The 16,909-nt window shown below is 70.2% G+C and carries 17 protein-coding genes; 14 read left to right on the top strand and 3 right to left on the bottom strand.

Features of this window, described 5'->3' with window-relative positions:
- Positions 1-90: 90 nt before the first annotated feature.
- Both N1028_RS08880 and N1028_RS08875 read right to left on the bottom strand, forming a co-directional pair.
- Positions 91-1,320 (bottom strand): DUF349 domain-containing protein, encoded by a 1,230-nt coding sequence (locus N1028_RS08880; RefSeq protein ID WP_259526691.1) that lies wholly within the window; start codon positions 1,318-1,320, stop codon positions 91-93.
- A gap of 81 nt (positions 1,321-1,401) precedes the next feature.
- Positions 1,402-2,208, bottom strand: a complete 807-nt coding sequence (locus tag N1028_RS08875) for a peptidylprolyl isomerase (protein ID WP_259526690.1) — start codon at positions 2,206-2,208, stop codon at positions 1,402-1,404.
- Positions 2,209-2,280: 72 nt separating this feature from the next.
- On the opposite strand from N1028_RS08875, the gene N1028_RS08870 reads away from it, so the two are divergent.
- From N1028_RS08870 to nusB, 14 genes are all read left to right on the top strand, one after another.
- Complete coding sequence (locus N1028_RS08870; RefSeq protein WP_259526689.1) at positions 2,281-3,630, top strand: replication-associated recombination protein A; 1,350 nt, start codon at positions 2,281-2,283, stop codon at positions 3,628-3,630.
- Positions 3,631-3,821: 191 nt separating this feature from the next.
- A complete protein-coding gene (gene rpsD / locus N1028_RS08865; protein WP_259526688.1) occupies positions 3,822-4,451 on the top strand; it encodes a 30S ribosomal protein S4 in 630 nt (209 codons plus the stop codon).
- A 76-nt stretch (positions 4,452-4,527) separates the two neighbouring features.
- A complete protein-coding gene (locus tag N1028_RS08860; RefSeq protein ID WP_259526687.1) occupies positions 4,528-4,884 on the top strand; it encodes a DUF948 domain-containing protein in 357 nt (118 codons plus the stop codon).
- A 42-nt stretch (positions 4,885-4,926) separates the two neighbouring features.
- Positions 4,927-5,121 (top strand): hypothetical protein, encoded by a 195-nt coding sequence (locus N1028_RS08855; RefSeq protein WP_259526686.1) that lies wholly within the window; start codon positions 4,927-4,929, stop codon positions 5,119-5,121.
- Positions 5,122-5,129: 8 nt separating this feature from the next.
- Entirely contained in the window at positions 5,130-7,796 is a 2,667-nt protein-coding gene (alaS, locus tag N1028_RS08850; RefSeq protein WP_259526685.1) for an alanine--tRNA ligase, read from the top strand.
- 3 nt (positions 7,797-7,799) lie between these two features.
- Positions 7,800-8,273 carry a Holliday junction resolvase RuvX gene (ruvX, locus tag N1028_RS08845; RefSeq protein WP_259526684.1) on the top strand — a complete coding sequence of 158 codons (474 nt, stop codon included), beginning with the start codon at positions 7,800-7,802 and terminating at the stop codon, positions 8,271-8,273.
- Complete coding sequence (gene mltG, locus N1028_RS08840) at positions 8,266-9,516, top strand: endolytic transglycosylase MltG (protein WP_259526683.1); 1,251 nt, start codon at positions 8,266-8,268, stop codon at positions 9,514-9,516. The genes ruvX and mltG overlap by 8 nt, the downstream gene beginning before the upstream one ends.
- Positions 9,517-9,523: 7 nt before the next feature.
- On the top strand, positions 9,524-10,387 hold the full coding sequence (locus tag N1028_RS08835; protein WP_259526682.1) for a shikimate dehydrogenase: 864 nt from the start codon (positions 9,524-9,526) through the stop codon (positions 10,385-10,387).
- A 36-nt stretch (positions 10,388-10,423) separates the two neighbouring features.
- On the top strand, positions 10,424-11,635 hold the full coding sequence (aroC, locus tag N1028_RS08830; RefSeq protein WP_259526681.1) for a chorismate synthase: 1,212 nt from the start codon (positions 10,424-10,426) through the stop codon (positions 11,633-11,635).
- Positions 11,632-12,141, top strand: coding sequence for a shikimate kinase (locus N1028_RS08825; protein ID WP_259526680.1), 510 nt, complete (start codon positions 11,632-11,634; stop codon positions 12,139-12,141). Before aroC ends, N1028_RS08825 begins: the two co-directional genes overlap by 4 nt.
- Positions 12,138-13,229 carry a 3-dehydroquinate synthase gene (aroB, locus tag N1028_RS08820; protein WP_259526679.1) on the top strand — a complete coding sequence of 364 codons (1,092 nt, stop codon included), beginning with the start codon at positions 12,138-12,140 and terminating at the stop codon, positions 13,227-13,229. The genes N1028_RS08825 and aroB overlap by 4 nt, the downstream gene beginning before the upstream one ends.
- Before the next feature lie 11 nt (positions 13,230-13,240).
- Positions 13,241-13,681 carry a type II 3-dehydroquinate dehydratase gene (locus N1028_RS08815; protein WP_259526678.1) on the top strand — a complete coding sequence of 147 codons (441 nt, stop codon included), beginning with the start codon at positions 13,241-13,243 and terminating at the stop codon, positions 13,679-13,681.
- Positions 13,682-13,750: 69 nt separating this feature from the next.
- A complete protein-coding gene (gene efp / locus N1028_RS08810) occupies positions 13,751-14,311 on the top strand; it encodes an elongation factor P (protein ID WP_259526677.1) in 561 nt (186 codons plus the stop codon).
- 9 nt (positions 14,312-14,320) lie between these two features.
- Positions 14,321-14,731, top strand: coding sequence for a transcription antitermination factor NusB (gene nusB, locus N1028_RS08805; protein ID WP_259526676.1), 411 nt, complete (start codon positions 14,321-14,323; stop codon positions 14,729-14,731).
- Between the two features lie 143 nt (positions 14,732-14,874).
- On the opposite strand, the gene N1028_RS08800 is transcribed toward nusB, so the two are convergent.
- Positions 14,875-16,824: a choice-of-anchor I family protein gene (locus N1028_RS08800; RefSeq protein ID WP_259526675.1), complete on the bottom strand. Its 1,950-nt coding sequence runs from the start codon at positions 16,822-16,824 to the stop codon at positions 14,875-14,877.
- Positions 16,825-16,909: the final 85 nt, after the last annotated feature.

The raw sequence follows: 16,909 nt of genomic DNA, 5'->3' as shown, positions 1-16,909 counted from the left end.
TGATGCCGGCCGGGAGAACCCGACCGGCATCGATCCTGTCATCTGTGGAGAACTGCCCCGACCCGCTGGAGTTGTGGAGCAACCGGTGGTCTAACCGAGCGCGTCGAGCCAGACCTTGCGGGCGTCGAGGGCCTCCTGCAGCTCCTTGACCTTGCGGCTGTCGCCCGCCGTCTTCGCGTCGTCGATCTCGCGCTGGAGCTTCTCGATGGCACCGGTCAGCTGCGAGGCGAGGCCCTCAGAGCGGGCCTTCTTCTCGGGGTTGTTGCGCTGCCAGTGGTCTTCGTCGAGCTTGCGCACAGCGGCCTCCACCTTGCGGAGGCGATCCTCGACCGGCTTGACCTGGTCGCGGGGGACCTTGCCGATCTCGTCCCAGCGCCGCTGGATCGAGGTCAGGGCCTCCCGCGCCTTCAGGCGGTCGGTCTCCTTGAGCAGCGGCTCCGCTTCCTCGAGGAGCGCGAGCTTGGCGGTGAGGTTCTCGCCGAACTCGCCCTCCTCGCGCGCGACGACCTCGCCGCGAGCCGAGTAGAGCACGTCTCCGGCGGCCTTGAACCTGTCCCAGAGCGCGTCGTCGTACTTCTTGCCGGCACGACCGGTGGCCTTCCACTCGGTGAGCAGGTCGCGGTAAGCGGGGATGCCGTCGGTTCCGCGCTCGGAGAGCGCCTCGGCGCGCTCCACGAGGGCCTGCTTGCGGGTGCGCGCATCGCGGTGCACCTGGTCGAGCTCGGAGAAGAACGCCTTGCGCTGGGTCTCCAACGACGTACGGGCCTCGCGGAAGCGCTTCCAGAGATCCTGGGCCTCGCCGCGTGGAATGCGCGGCCCCTCTTGCTGGTGCTTCTGCCAGCGGCCGAACAGCTCGTCGATCTTCGACGTGACCGCCTTCCACTGCGCCTTGGCGGGGTCGTGGGCGGCGAGCGTCTCGATCTCCACCACGATCGCGGTGCGGTCGATGACGGCCTGCGCCACCTCGGCCTGCGCCTCGGCCGTCTGCTTCTCGGTGATCTCCGACACGGTGGACGAGAGGGCCTCGAGCCGGGTCTTGAGGGCGGCGAGGTCGCCGACGGCGTTCGCCGACTCGACCGAGGCGCTGATCGACTTGACGGCCTTGGCGATGTCGGCGGCCGGAGCGCCGCGCTTGGCGCGCTGCTCGAGCAGGGTCACCTGGCCGGCGAGGTCGGTGAACTTGCGCTCGAAGTAGGCCAGGGCCTCTTCCTTCGTGCCATCGGGATACTGCCCGACGAGGCGCTCGCCTTCGGCTTCACGGACGTAGACGGAGCCGTCGTCGTCGACTCGCCCCCACGGTTGCTGTTCGCTATCGGTCACGGAACCATTCCTGTCGACGATGTCTGGAGTACGGCCACCAGCCTATTGCACGGCGCCGCGGGCTTTGAAGAGCGGGCCGGGCTACTCGACGGTGACGCTCTCGATCACCGAGGGGGCTGCGGGCTTGCCGTCGGCCGCACCGTCTGCGGTGCCCTCGTCGATCACACCGGTCTTCAGCGCATCCAGGCCGCTCGTGACCGTGCCGAGCACGGTGTAGCCGCCCGCGACGTCCGACGGGATCGTGGAGTCGTCGTAGACGATGAAGAACTGGCTGCCCATGCTGTAGCCGTTGCCGCCCTGCCGGGCCATCGCCAGGGTCCCGGCGGGGTAGACGTCGTCGGCGGGGGCGTTCTCGACCGGGCCGTAGTTGTAGCCGGGGCCGCCCGTGCCGGTGCCGGTGGGGTCGCCGCACTGCAGCACGAAGATGCCGCTCGTGGTGAGGCGGTGGCAGCTCGTGTCGGTGAAGAAGCCGGTCTTCGCCTGGTCGACGAATGCCGAGACGGCCTGCGGGGCTGCGGCGCCGTCGAGCGAGATGCCGAGCGGCACGCCGTCGATCGTGAGGGTGCCGGTCCAGGTGCGGTCCTCGGCGATGGTCGTCGCCGGCACGTCACCGGTGTTCTCGCCCTCCGGGGCCGCCTCGTCGTCGGGGGCGTCGGTCGCGCCCGGCGTCGGGGTGGCCGAGGCCACAGGTGCGCCGGGGCCACCGCTGAAGTAGAAGATCTGCGCCGCCGTGACACCGGCGATCAGCAGCACCACCACGACGGCGGCGACGATGTTGTCCCGCGTGCGGCGGCTGATGCGCTCCGAGTGCGCCTGCTGGCGCGCCTGGTAGTCGCGGAGCCGCGTCCGTGCCTCACGAGCAGCTCGCTCCTGATTGCTGGGTGCCACGGGTCCTCCTGTGTGTCCTGGTGTACCGCCGTCACGACGGGGCGTGTCGGCCCATCACAGTACCCTAGACGTATGGCTCATCAGCAACCGGGACTCCACTCCGGGGCAGTCCCGCTCGCTGTCAGGATGCGACCCCGCAGTCTCGACGAAGTGGCCGGTCAGAAGCACCTTCTGCGGCCGGGTTCGCCCCTCGTCAATCTCGCCACCGACACGGGCGGCACGAGCGGCTCGGTCTCCGTCATCCTCTGGGGGCCTCCCGGCACGGGCAAGACCACGCTCGCGCAGGCGATCGCGCACTCCTCGGGTCGCAAGTTCGTGGAGCTCTCTGCCGTCACCGCCGGTGTGAAAGACGTGCGGCAGGTGATGGAGGAGGCCTTCCGCAACCGCGACCTCTACGGACTGTCGACCGTGCTCTTCCTCGACGAGATCCACCGCTTCACCAAGGCCCAGCAGGATGCGCTGCTGCCGGGCGTGGAGAACGGCTGGGTCATCCTCGTGGCGGCCACCACCGAGAACCCCTCCTTCTCCGTCATCTCGCCCCTGCTCTCGCGCTCGCTCCTGCTCACGCTCGAGCAGCTGACCGACGACGACCTGGGCGTTCTGATCGACCGGGCCGTGACGGATGCGCGGGGCCTGAACGACAGGGTGGCCCTCGATCCCGAGGCGCGCGCCGCGATCATCCGGATGGCGTCGGGCGACGCCCGTCGGGCGCTCACCGCCCTCGAGGCCTCGGCCGCCACGGCCCTGGCCGGGGTCGACGAGGGCGACGACGACGAGGTGCCCCTCATCACCGGCGCCGTGCTCGAGCAGTCGGTCGATCGGGCCCTCCTCCGCTACGACCGCAACGGCGACGAGCACTACGACGTGATCAGCGCCTTCATCAAGTCGGTGCGGGGTTCCGATGTCGACGCCTCCCTGCACTACCTGGCGCGCATGTTCGAGGCGGGGGAGGATCCGCGCTTCATCTGCCGCCGGGTGATCATCCTCGCGAGCGAGGACATCGGGATCGCCGACCCGCAGGCGCTGCCGATCGCCGTGGCGGCCGCGGAGGCCGTGCAGATGATCGGCATGCCCGAGGGGCGCATCCCGCTCGCCGAAGCGGTCGTCTACCTGGCCACCGCCCCCAAGTCAAACGCCTCCTACATGGGCATCAACGCCGCCATCGCCGACGTGAAGGCCGGCAACTTCGGCCGGGTGCCCAAGCACCTGCGGGATGCCCACTACGCCGGCGCCAAGCGCCTCGGCCATGGCAAGGGCTACAAGTACCCGCACGACAGCGACGTGGGAGTGGTGAAGCAGCAGTACCTGCCGGATGAACTGGTGGGCAAGACCTACTACGACCCCACCGACCACGGCCACGAGCGCGAGGTCTCGGCGCGCCTGCAGAAACTCCGCGACATCACGCGGGGAAAGCCGAACTGACGCCCGCTGCTGTGCTAATCTTGCAGACGCCTAATCAGCGTCATTTCGGAGCGGCTGCCGATCGATGCTCGATGACGGGATCGCGTCCTTTAGCCGGACCGCCCGGCACATCCCTCTTACTTCGACTCCTGTGGAGTCACGCGCACCCGTGCGCACATCCATCCTGTAAGAGTTTCTACGAAAGGACGTAAGTGGCTACCAAGTCGCGTACGCGCAGCAAGACCCGCCTCTCCCGGGCGCTCGGCATCCCCCTCACCCCGAAGGCGGCCAAGTACCTCGAGAAGCGCCCCTACGCTCCTGGCGAGCACGGCCGCACCAAGCGCAAGCAGGACAGCGACTACGCCGTCCGTCTGCGCGAGAAGCAGCGTCTGCGCGCCCAGTACGGCATCCGCGAGAAGCAGCTGAAGATCGCGTTCGAGGAGGCCCGCAAGGCCAAGGGCCTGACCGGTGAGAACCTGGTCGAGCTCCTCGAGATGCGTCTCGACGCCCTCGTGCTGCGCTCGGGCTTCGCCCGCACCACCGCTCAGGCCCGTCAGATGGTCGTGCACCGTCACATCCTGGTCGACGGCCAGCTGGTCGACCGCCCCTCCTTCCGCGTGAAGCCGGGTCAGACCATCCACGTCAAGACCCGCTCCGAGGGCACCGAGCCCTTCCAGGTCGCCGCCGCCGGTGGTCACATCGACCTCCTGCCGAAGACCCCGGGCTACCTCTCGGTCGAGCTCGACAAGCTCCAGGCGCGCCTCGAGCGCCGCCCGAAGCGCGCCGAGGTCCCCGTGACCTGCGAAGTGCAGCTCGTCGTGGAGTACTACGCCGCCCGCTAACAGCGGACACGGCATACTGGAGAGCGGGTCACCCACGGGTGGCCCGCTTTTCTCTGTCTAACGAAGGGCACTCACAATGACTGGTGGAGACATCGCCGGCCTCATCGCAGCGGGCGTGTTCGCCGTGCTCGTCGGACTCCTCGCCATCCCGCTGGTCAAGCTCGGGGGAGTCTTCGACCAGACCCGCGACTCGATCAAGGACGTCAGCGACGGCATCACGCCGATCCTCTCCGAGTCGACCGTCACGGTGCAGGAGGCCAACCGGCAGCTCGCCCGCGTCGACTCGATCACGAAGAACGTCGAAGAGGTCACGGGCAACGTCTCGTCGCTCGTGGCGCTGTTCGCCGCCTCCGTCGGCGGGCCCCTGATCAAGCTCGCCGGCTTCAGCGCCGCCGTGCGCACCGCGCTCGTGGGCATCCGCCGCCGGGACTAAACTGGTCGGAGCTTTCGCACCGACTCGCACGAGGAGAACGACATGAAGAAGATCCTGTGGCTCATCGCCGGAATCGGCATCGGGTTCCTGGCAGCCCACCAGTTCAACCAGACGAAGAGCGGCAAGCAGTTCTTCAAAGACCTCGACAAGCGCACCAAGGAGTTCGGCGACTCGCTCGTCGACGGCTACCGTGAGCGCGAGGCCGAGCTCCGTTCCGCCATCGCCGACGCCAAGTAGTCCGCGAGGTGCAGACCGCTGACATCCGCTCCCGCTGGCTGACCTTCTTCGGCGATCGGGGGCACACCGTCGTGCCCTCGGCCTCCCTCGTCTCCGACGACCCATCGCTGCTGTTCACCGTGGCGGGCATGGTCCCGTTCATCCCCTACCTCTCCGGCTTGGTCCCCGCGCCGTACCCGCGTGCCACGAGCGTGCAGAAGTGCATCCGCACCCTCGACATCGAGGAGGTCGGCAAGACCACCCGGCACGGCACGTTCTTCCAGATGAACGGCAACTTCTCCTTCGGCGACTACTTCAAGGAGGGCGCGATCGGCTACGCCTGGGAGCTGCTCACCTCGAGCGAGGCCGACGGCGGCCTCGGCTTCGCGGAGCGCGACCTGTGGGTGACGGTCTACGAGGACGACGACGAAGCGATCGACATCTGGAAGCGGGTGGCGGGGGTTCCGGATTCCCGCATCCAACGCTTCGGCAAAGAGGACAACTACTGGTCGACCGGCCAGCCCGGCCCCGCCGGTCCCTGCTCCGAGATCTACTTCGACCGCGGCCCCGCCTACGGTGTGGAGGGCGGCCCGGCAGCCGACGAGAGCCGCTACATCGAGATCTGGAACCTCGTGTTCATGCAGTACCTGCGTGGCGAGGGCACCTCCAAGACCGAGTTCGAGATCCTCGGCGAACTGCCGCGCAAGAACATCGACACCGGCATGGGCCTCGAGCGCGTCGCGTTCCTCAAGCAGGGCGTCGAGAACCTCTACGAGATCGACCAGGTGCGCCCGGTGCTCGACCGCGCCGCCGAGATCTCCGGCCGGCGCTACGGGGCCGACCACGACGACGACGTGCGGATGCGCGTGGTCGCCGACCACGTGCGATCCGCTCTCATGCTCATGAGCGACGGCGTGACGCCCTCGAACGAGGGCCGCGGCTACATCCTGCGCCGCCTCCTCCGCCGCACGGTGCGCTCGATGCGCCTGCTCGGCGTCGACGCCCCCACCATGCCCGAGCTGCTCACCGCCTCGCGCGACGCCATGAAGGCCGCCTACCCCGAGGTGGAGGCCGACTACGCCCGCATCTCGCGCGGCGCCTACGCCGAGGAGGAGTCGTTCCTGCGCACTCTCTCGGGCGGCACCCAGATCCTCGACCTCGCCGTCGGAGCCACCAAGCAGGGCGGGGCCACCGAGCTCCCGGGTGACACCGCGTTCCTCCTGCACGACACCTACGGCTTCCCGATCGACCTCACGCTCGAGATCGCCGAGGAGTCGGGCATCACGGTCGACCGAGTGGCCTTCGAGTCGCTTATGGCCGAGCAGAAGCAGCGCGCCAAGGCCGACGCCAAGGCCAAGAAGCTCGGCATCACCGACCTCACCGTCTACAGCCAGTTCCGCGCCCTCGGCGAGACGGTGTTCCGCGGCTACGACGAGCTCGAGGCCGAGGGCTCGGTGCTCGGCCTGATCCTCGACGGCGTCTCGGTCGCGAGCGCCGTGGCGGGGGAGCAGGTCGAGGTCATCCTCGCCGAGACCGCGCTCTACGCCGAGTCCGGCGGCCAGGAGGCCGACGCCGGAACGATCGTGGGCCAGGGCTTCGAACTCACCGTGCTCGACGTGCAGAAGCCGGTCAAGGGGCTCGTGAGCCACCGGGCCGAGGTCACGAGCGGCCAGATCGCCGTGGGCGACACCGCACGCAGCGTCGTGGATCGCGACTGGCGCCGCGGCGCCACCCAGGCGCACTCGGCCACCCACCTCATCCACGCGGCGCTCCGCGAGACCCTCGGCTCCGAGGCGCACCAGGCCGGCTCCTACAACAAGGCCGGCTACATGCGGCTCGACTTCTCGTGGAACCAGCCGCTCTCGTTCGAGACCCGCACCGAGATCGAGGAGAAGGCGAACATCGCCATCCGCTCCGACCTCGAGGTGGTCACGCGCGAGCTGCCGATCGACGAGGCGCGCTCGATGGGCGCCATGGCCCTCTTCGGCGAGAAGTACGGCGACGTCGTGCGGATGGTCGACATCGGCGGCCCGTGGTCGCGCGAGCTGTGCGCAGGCACCCACGTCTCCTCGAGCGCCCAGATCGGCATGATCAACCTGCAGGGCGAGTCGTCGATCGGCTCGACCAACCGTCGCGTCGAGGCCCTCGTGGGCCTCGAGGCGTTCCGCGAGTTCGCCGCCGAACGCGCCCTCGTGGCGCAGCTCACCTCGTCGCTCAAGGCCCCGCGCGACGAGCTCGCCGGCCGCATCGCCGATCTCAGCGCCAACCTCAAGGCCGCCGAGAAGAAGATCGCAGCCTTCGAGGCCGGCGCCCTGGCCACCCGCATCCCGGATCTAGCCGCCACGGCGCAGCCCGCGGGAACGGTCACGCTGGTCGCCGAGAACGTCGGCACGCTCCGCTCGGCCGACGAGCTGCGCCAGCTCGTGACCGGTGTGCGCGAGGCGCTCACTGCATCCGGGACCGGAGCGGCCGTGGTGGCACTGGCCGCCGTGGCCGGCGACAAGCCCGTCGTGATCGTGGCCACCACCGAGGCCGCTCGCGCCTCGGGCGCCAAGGCCGGCGCCCTGGCCAAGCTCGCCGCGGGCGTGCTCGGCGGCGGTGGGGGCGGCAAGGACGACCTCGCCCAGGGCGGCGGCACCGACACCCAGGCGATCGGCGCGGCCCTCGAGGCCGTCTCGCGCGCGGTCGCCGGGTAGCGGATGCGGTCAGGAGTGCGGATCGGCGTCGATGTGGGCAAGGCCCGCATCGGCGTCGCGCGCACCGACCTGCACGGCATGCTCGCGACCCCGGTCGAGACCGTGCCGCGTTCCTCCGACGGCTCCGACCTGGCACGCATCCGGGAGATCGCCGCGGAGCTCGACGCCTTCGAGTACGTGGTGGGGCTCCCGCTGTCGATGAGCGGCGGCGAGACGGCCTCGACCCAGGACGCCCGGGACTTCGCTGTGCTTCTGGCAGACGGCGGGATCCCTGTGCGCATGATCGATGAGCGGCTCAGCACCGTCTCAGCCCAGGCTGCTCTGCACCGGAGCGGCAGGAACACCCGAACATCCCGCCCCGTGATCGATCAGGTCGCCGCGGTTATACTCGTGCAGCACGCTCTGGACAGTGAGCGTTCCTCGGGAAACCCGCCCGGCATCCTCATCGCCCCGAGCCAAGGAAAAGGCCGTGACTGACCGACAGCCACCTGAAGACCACCCGTTCGCCGAGTTCTTCCGAGAGCCCGAGAGGCCTCAGAACGTGCCGCGCTCGCGGCGCGACGCCCGGATGTCGGAGGCGGCGCGTGCCCCCCAGGCCGCCTCGGGCGGCCGGCGGGGTGGCCGGGTGGGCGGAGGCGGAGCCGGTGGCGGGCGCGAGAAGAAACCGCGCCGCTGGGTCGGCGGATTGATCTTCACGGTCGTGGCCGTCGGCCTCCTGGTGGGGGGCGGCGTCTTCGTCTGGAACACCTTCGGGTCGCAGATCCAGACAGCCCTCGCCGGCAACGAGGTCGAGGACTACCAGGGCACCGGCACCGGAGAGGTGATGTTCGTCATCAACTCCGGCGACGTCGGGGAGGTCATCGGCGACAACCTGGAGTCGGCCGGAGTCGTGAAGAGCTCGTCGGCCTTCTACCAGGAGCTGGTCTCCACCACACCCGAGCCGGTGTTCAATCCCGGCACGTTCCGCCTCGCCGAGCAGATGAGCGCCCGCTCCGCGCTCGACGCCCTGCTCGACCCCGCCAACAAGGTCGACAACACCGTCACCATCCCCGAGGGCTCGAGTGCCGCCGGCATCTACCAGGAGCTCGCCGACGTGACGGGCCTTCCGATCGAGCAGTTCCAGGCCGTGGGCGCGAACTACGCCGCCCTCGGCGTGCCGGCCGAGGCGCCGAGCATCGAGGGCTTCCTCTTTCCGGCCACCTACACCTTCGAGCCGGGCGACACCCCCGAGACCATGATCACGACGATGGTCAACCGCACGTTCCAGTCGCTCGACGCGGCCGGAGTGCCCGCCGAGGACCGGCTGCGTGTGCTCTCGTTCGCCGCCCTCATCCAGAAGGAGGCGGGCAGCGTGGAGGACATGGCGAAGGTGGCCCGCGTGTTCCAGAACCGGCTCGACGCCGGCTGGAACATGGAGTCGGATGCGACCATCGCCTACGGCGCCGGCCACAGCCGCGTCGAGACCACGCAGGCCGAGCGCGAGGACCCCGCGAACATCTACAACACCTACCTCTACCCGGGGCTGCCCGCCGGCCCCATCGCCAACCCCGGTGACGACGCCATCAACGCCGCGCTCAACCCGGCCGACGGCCCGTGGTTCTTCTTCGTGACGGTCGACCTCGACACCGGCGAGACGGTGTTCTCCGAGACGGTCGACCAGCACGCGGCGGCCGTGGAGCGGCTGCAGGCGTGGTGGGCGGCGCACCCCGAGATCGAGTAGGCACCGGATGACGCACCTCGGCTCCGCACGTCGCCTCGCGGTGCTCGGGTCGCCCATCGGGCACTCCCGCTCGCCCCTGCTGCACCGCACGGCCTACGCCGCCCTCGGGCTGCCGTGGGAGTACGAGGCCGTCGAGATGCCCGCAGACTCGCTCGAGGGGTTCGTGCGAGGCTTGGACGACTCCTGGCGCGGGCTGTCACTCACGATGCCGCTCAAGGAGACCGTGCTGCCGCTCGTCGACGAGGTCGACGCCATGGCGCGAGCCACGGGGGCCGTGAACACCGTACTGCTGGAGCATGACGGCAACCAGCGGCGGCTCTCGGGATTCAACACCGATGTGCACGGCATCACCGAGGCCGTTCGACGCGGTGGCATCTCGCTCGCGACCCACGCGGTGATCGTGGGCGGGGGCGCGACGGCCCGTTCGGCGGTCGTGGCCGCGGCGCAGCTCGGGGCGGAGCACGTCGACATCGTGCTGCGCACACCGTCGAAGGCCGCGGACGTCGTGGAGTCGGCGCGCGCGGCGGGCCTCACCTCGGCCGTCGTCGCTCTCGACGACCCCGCGGTGCTCTCGCTCGCTCCCGACGTCACGATCAGCACCCTCCCCGGCGGTGTGGGCGCCCACACCCGCTTCGAGGGCGCGGCGGCGCCCGGCTCGTCGACCCTCCTCGACGTGGCCTACCACCCCTGGCCGAGCGAGCTCGCGAGCGTCTGGGAGGCCGCGGGCAGCCCCACCATCCCGGGCCTCGCCATGCTCGTCCACCAGGCGGTGGCCCAGGTCCGCATCTTCGTGAACGGCGACCCCCTCGTCCCCCTCCCCGATGAGGAGCCCCTCACGGCAGAGCTCCTGGGAGCCGTGGACCTGCCCTGACGGAGAGGCTTCCTCGTCTGTGGGAAGATCTCTAATATGCTCCGTTGGCTCACCGCCGGCGAGTCCCACGGTCAAGAACTCATCGCGATCGTCGAAGGACTCCCCTCCGGCATCCCCGTCTCCCTCGATGACCTGCGCACCGATCTGGCGCGCCGCAAGCTCGGCTACGGCCGGGGGGCCCGGATGAAGTTCGAGCAGGACGAGCTGGCGATGTCCGGCGGCGTCGTGCACGGCCGCACCCTCGGCAGCCCCGTCGCCGTGCGCATCGGCAACACCGAGTGGCCGAAGTGGACCGACGTGATGGCCGTCGAGGCCCCCGCCGAGGAGCTCCCCGGGAAGGGTCGCAGCGCCCCCCTCACGCGTCCGCGCCCCGGTCACGCCGACCTCGTGGGCATGCAGAAGTACGACTTCGACGAGGCGCGCCCCATTCTCGAACGCGCGAGCGCCCGCGAGACCGCCGCCCGGGTGGCGCTCGGCGCCGTGGCCCGGGCTTTTCTCGGCGAGCTCGGCATCACGCTCGTCAGCCACACCCTCGCGATCGGACCGGTGCGGGTGCCCGACGGCAGCCCGCTGCCCCTGCCGACAGACGTCGACGCCCTCGACGCCGATCCGGTGCGCTGCTGGGACGCCGCGACGAGCGCGCTCATGGTGGCCGAGATCGACGACGCCCGGAAGGACGGAGACACCCTCGGCGGCGTCGTCGAGGTGCTCGCCTACGGCCTTCCGCCCGGGCTCGGCTCGCACGTGCACTGGGACCGCCGGCTCGACTCGCAGCTGGCCGCGGCGCTCATGGGCATCCAGGCCATCAAGGGCGTCGAGGTCGGCGACGGCTTCGAGACCACCCGCCGCCGCGGTTCCGAGGCGCACGACGAGCTCTACCGCGAAGGCCCCGTCGGCAACAGGGAGATCACGCGTTCGACGGACCGTGCAGGCGGCACCGAGGGAGGCATGTCCACCGGCACCGTGCTGCGCGTGCGCGCCGGCATGAAGCCCATCGCGACCGTGCCCCACGCCCTCCACACGATCGACGTCGCGACCGGCGAGGAGGCGGCGGCGCACCACCAGCGCTCCGACGTCTGCGCCGTGCCCGCCTCGGGTGTCGTCGCCGAGGCCATGACCGCGCTCGTGCTCGCGAACGCCGTGCTGGAGAAGTTCGGCGGAGACTCCGTCGGCGAGACCAGGCGCAACCTCGAGTCGTACCTCGCCGCCATCCCCGAGGCGCTCCGCACCGGCATCGTCCGCGCATGACGGTCGTGCTGATCGGCCCGCCGGCCGCCGGCAAGACCCGCATAGGCAAGCGCGTGGCGAGGCTGCTCGGCGTGCCGTTCGTCGACACCGACAAGCTCATCGTGGCCGCCCACGGCCCCATCCCCGAGATCTTCTCGTCGAAGGGCGAACCGCACTTCCGCTCGCTCGAACGGGCCGAGGTGGTGCGAGCTCTCGACACCTCGGCCGTCGTCTCGTTCGGAGGGGGAGCGGTGCTCGATCCGGAAACCCAGCGGGACATCGCGGCTCTCCCTGTGGTGCTCCTCACGGTGCAGCCGCACGCCGTCGAGTCGCGGCTCGGCAACGGCAAGCGCCCGCTCGTGCCCGACCTCGCCTCATGGATCGCGCTCTACGAGAAGCGCCGCGACCTCTACGAGCGCCTCGCCGACCACGTGGTCGACACCTCCGACCGGCCCACCGACCAGGTGGCCGCCGATCTCGCCGGCTGGGTCCGCAGCCGCACCGCAAGCCAGGAGAACGCACGATGACCGACACCGCCAGTCCCGACACCACCGTCATCCCTGTCACCGGCGTCGACTCCTACGACGTGCTCGTCGGCCGCGGCATCCTCGACCGTGTGTCCGACGGCCTCGGCCCCGCAGTGCAGAAGGTGCTCATCGTGCACCCGCCCACCCTCGGGGCCCGCGCCGCGGCCCTCCGCGAGTCGCTGCTCGGCCGCTACGAGGTGCTGCTCGCCGAGATCCCGGATGCCGAGGCCGGCAAGCGGGTCGAGGTCGCCGCCTTCTGCTGGCAGGTCATGGGGCAGGCCGACTTCACCCGCACGGATGCCGTGATCGGCTTCGGCGGCGGCGCCGTCACCGACGTGGCCGGCTTCGTGGCCGCCACCTGGCTCCGCGGCGTGACGCTCGTGCAGGCGCCCACGACCCTGCTCGGCATGGTCGACGCGGCCGTGGGCGGCAAGACCGGCATCAACACCAACGAGGGCAAGAACCTCGTGGGCGCCTTCTATGCACCGAGCCTCGTGGTGGCCGACCTCGACCAGCTCGAAGGGCTCGCCCGCAACGAGATCCTCGCCGGCTTCGGCGAGGTCGTGAAGTGCGGCTTCATCGCCGAGCCCGAGATCCTGGACATCATCGAGGCCGACCTCGACGCCGCGACCGACCCGGCGACCCCCGAGTTCCGCCGGCTCGTCGAGTTGTCGATCACGGTCAAGGCCCGCGTGGTCTCGAGCGACTTCAAGGAGGCCGGCCTCCGCGAGATCCTCAACTACGGGCACACCCTCGGCCACGCCATCGAGCACGCCGAGCGCTACCAGTGGCGGCACGGGGCCGCCGTGGCGGTGGGCATGATGTTCGCGGCCGAGCTCGGCCGACTGACCGGTTCGCTGTCGGACGAGGTGGTCGACCGTCACCGTCGCATCCTGACCTCGCTCACCCTGCCGACTGAGTACCCGGCCGGCCGCTGGCCGACCCTCCTCGCCACGATGCAGCGCGACAAGAAGGCGCGTGGCAGCATGCTGCGGTTCATCGTGCTCGACGACCTCGCGCGGCCCACCGTGCTGCAGGGTCCCGACAGCTCGATGCTGTTCACCGCGTACCAAGAGATCGCATCCTGAAGGAGCAGCCGATGGCATCCGTACTGGTTCTGAACGGCCCCAACCTGGGGCGCCTCGGCAGCCGCGAGCCCGACGTCTACGGCTCGCAGGATCTCGGCGCCCTCGAGGCCGCGCTCACGGCCGAGGCCGCCGGCCGGGTGTCGATCGACCTCAGGCAGACCAACGACGAGGCCGAGCTCATCTCGTGGCTCTACGAGGCCGTCGACACCGCGACCCCCGTCATCCTGAACCCGGCCGCGTTCACGCACTACTCGTACGGGCTCCGGGATGCGGCGGCACTCGTGACGAAGGCGGGCCTGCCCCTCATCGAGGTGCACATCTCCAACCCGCACGCCCGGGAGACCTTCCGGCACACCAGCGTGATCTCAGGGGTGGCCACGGGGGTCATCGCGGGCTTCGGCTTCGGCTCCTACCGCCTCGCCCTCGTCGCTCTCCTCACGCCCGGAGGCTGAGCCGCTACACTCTTCGAGGACCGAAACGCCGGTCTGACGACTTCTTCTTCGAAACGGATCACTTCTTTCATGGCTTCAACGAACGACATCAAGAACGGCACCGTGCTGAGCATCGACGGTCAGCTCTGGAACGTCATCGAGTTCCAGCACGTCAAGCCGGGCAAGGGCGGCGCGTTCGTGCGCACCAAGATCAAGAACGTGCGCACCGGCAAGCTCGTCGACCGCACCTTCAACGCCGGAGCGAAGATCGAGACGGCCAACGTCGACCGCCGCGACTTCCAGTACCTGTACAAGGACGGCGACGACTACGTGTTCATGGACACGACGGACTACGACCAGATCACCATCCCCGGCGCCATCGTGGGCGAGGCCGCGAACTTCATGCTCGAGCAGCAGATGGCCACCATCGCGCTCACGGACGACGAGCCCCTCTACGTCGAACTGCCCGCTTCGGTCACGCTCGAGATCACCTACACCGAGCCCGGCCTGCAGGGCGACCGCTCGACCGGCGGCACCAAACCCGCCACCGTCGAGACCGGCTACGAGATCCAGGTCCCGCTGTTCCTCGAGATCGGCACCAAGGTCAAGGTCGACACCCGCACGGGCGACTACCTCGGCCGCGTCAACTAGGCGACCGCGTTGAGCGCACGCACGAAGGCCCGCAAGCGGGCCCTCGACATCCTCTTCGCCGCCGACGTGCGGCAGATCCCCATCACGGAGTCGCTCGCCGCCGAGGCGGGCCGCGCGGCGGGGGAGCCCGACCGCGAGACGTCGTGGCTCTACGCCCGTGACATCGTGGACGGCGTGGTCGAGAACTTCGCCGAGATCGACGAGACGATCGAGACCTACGCGCAAGGCTGGTCGATCGCGCGGATGCCGACGGTCGACCGGGCGCTGCTCCGGATCGGGGTGTGGGAGATCCTCTACAACGACGAGGTGCCCTCCGGGGTCGCGATCGACGAGGCGGTCGAGCTCGCGAAGACGCTCTCGACGGACGACTCGGCCGGCTTCGTGAACGGCGTGCTGGCCAAGGTAGCCCAGCAGGGCTGACTCTGCTGTGCGCCGCCGTCTCTGCGGCGCACGGGACATGTGGGGCGCCGGTCGCCGACGCGGCCGGCGTCCCACCTCGGGTACAGAGATACGGCCCGGCAGCGACCAGCGCTGCCGGGCCGCTCCCGTATCCGTATTCGGGGTCAGGCCCGGCGGCGGCGCGTGAGGGTGAGGGCGGCGAGGCCCGCGGCGAAGAGCGCTGCCACGGCCGCGATGCCCGGCAGCGGGTCGGTGCCGGTGGCGGCGAGGGAGCCGCCTGCGCCGGGCGCGCCCGTGGGAGAGGCAGGCGCCGAGGGGGTCGGCGACGCCGTCGGGGTCGGGTCGGAGGTCGGCGTGGGCTCGGGCGTGACGGTGGGCTCGGGCGACGGCGACGGCACGGGCTCCACCAGCACGTCGACGGCGAACGCCGTGGTGGTGCCCGAGACCTCGTTGCCCACGAGGAGCATCGGCTCACCCGTGGGGGAGTCCGCGGCCGGCACGAAGTCGAGCCCCTCGGGGCCGAGGTCGCCCGAGGCCGAGAGAGCCTCAGGCGAGACCGACGGATCCTCGATCGAGAAGTCGCGGTTGTTGACGTAGGTGACGAACGACGCGTCGGCCGGGTCGGTCACGTCGTAGACGATCACGCCACCCACACGCTCGAAGCCGATGAACGCGTAGGTGCGGTCGTCGATCGTGCCGATCGCGAGGCCCTCGGGCTCGGGGCCCTTGTCATCGCTGCGGTTGTCGAACGAGACATCCGTGTGGCTCGAGTTGAAGACGCCCTCCGGCAGCGCCTCGGCGGTGATCTCCTCGAAGTCGGAGCCCGAGTCGAAGACCTGGGTGCCGTCGGCCGACCAGATCGAGAATGAGCGCGAGCCGAAGGAGAACAGCTCCGCATAGCACCCTGTCGTCTCGTCGAGGCCGTTCGCGGTGGTGACGTTGAGACGGCCGAGCTGGTCATCGGTCACGAACGACGCCAGCGGCTCGCACACCGGTGCAAGGCCGTCGGAGCCGAGGTCCTTGACCCTGGCGACCTCGCTGAAGCCGTCCCAGTCGCGGCTGTCGCCCTCGTTGGCCGAGACCACGAAGGTCTCGCCCTCGGACTCGAAGCTGCCGATGGCGTCGGGCATGAAGAAGCCCTTCACGGGCCAGGCGGCGATGTTCACCGCGTCGTCGCGGTCCGAGGCGTCGATCGGCACGCTCAGGTGGTCCTGGGTGCCGAGCGGCAGGATGTCCGTGATCGTCGCCGACGCGAGGTCGACGACGCCCAGCGCGTTCGCCTCCTGGATCGAGACGTAGGCGGTGAGCCCGTCGCCCGCGACCGTGATGTACTCGGGCTCGAGGTTCTCCGAGACCGGGAAGGCCGAGCCCTCGATGCCGCCGAAGATCCGCACGCCCTCGGGCAGGGCCTTCGTGCCCCCGGCCTCGAACGCGTGGAAGTCGGCCGTCCGCACCGCAGCCTGCAGGGGCGCTGCTAGCTCGGCGGGCAGTCCGATCACAGAGACGGATCCCTCCGGATCGACCGAGTAGTCCTCGGCGGGCTCCGCCTCGTTCGCCACGAGCGCCGTGGTGCCGTCGGGGGAGAAGGTGACCATGTCCGGCAGCGCACCGGCGCGGACGGCGCCGAGGGCGGATGCTCCATCGCCGGCGGCGTCGAAGAAGACGACCCAGCCGGCGTCGGTCTTCGGGTCGTTCTCGACAGCCAGCGCCACGAGGCCGTCGGCGCGCACGGCCACCGAGTTGGCGACGGCGCTCGGCGGCACCACGGAGCCGTCACCGGCCACGACACCCGCGGTCACGAGGTCGTGCAGCTTCACGGGAGCCGCGGGGTCCGAGAAGTCGAGGACCTCGGCGACTCCTGCCTGCGCGTTCACCACGAAGGCCCGGTCGGTGCCGGCGTGGAACTGCACGATCTCGGCGGCGCTCTCGTCGAACACCCCGGTCTCGTAACCGGAGATCGGGTCGAGGGCCAGACGCGCGTCATCGGCGCTGACGCTGATGGGCTCGCTCACGGGCGCGGCCTGCACCGCGGCTGCCGCGCCGAACGCGGCTCCGGCGACGAGGGCGGCACCGGCGCACGTGCCGAGCACGGCGAGGGCGGGACGACGGGGCATGGTTCTCCTCAGGTCGGGATGGGGATCCGACCAGCGCACCGCACGCGGGTGAACGCGGCGTGTCCCGGAGGTGTCGCGGCGCTGA

The sequence above is a fragment of the Herbiconiux oxytropis genome (genome assembly GCF_024979315.1).
GTDB lineage: Bacteria > Actinomycetota > Actinomycetes > Actinomycetales > Microbacteriaceae > Herbiconiux > Herbiconiux oxytropis.
Note: the sequence above shows the minus strand (reverse complement) of the source record. Positions and strands in the feature narration are given on the sequence as shown.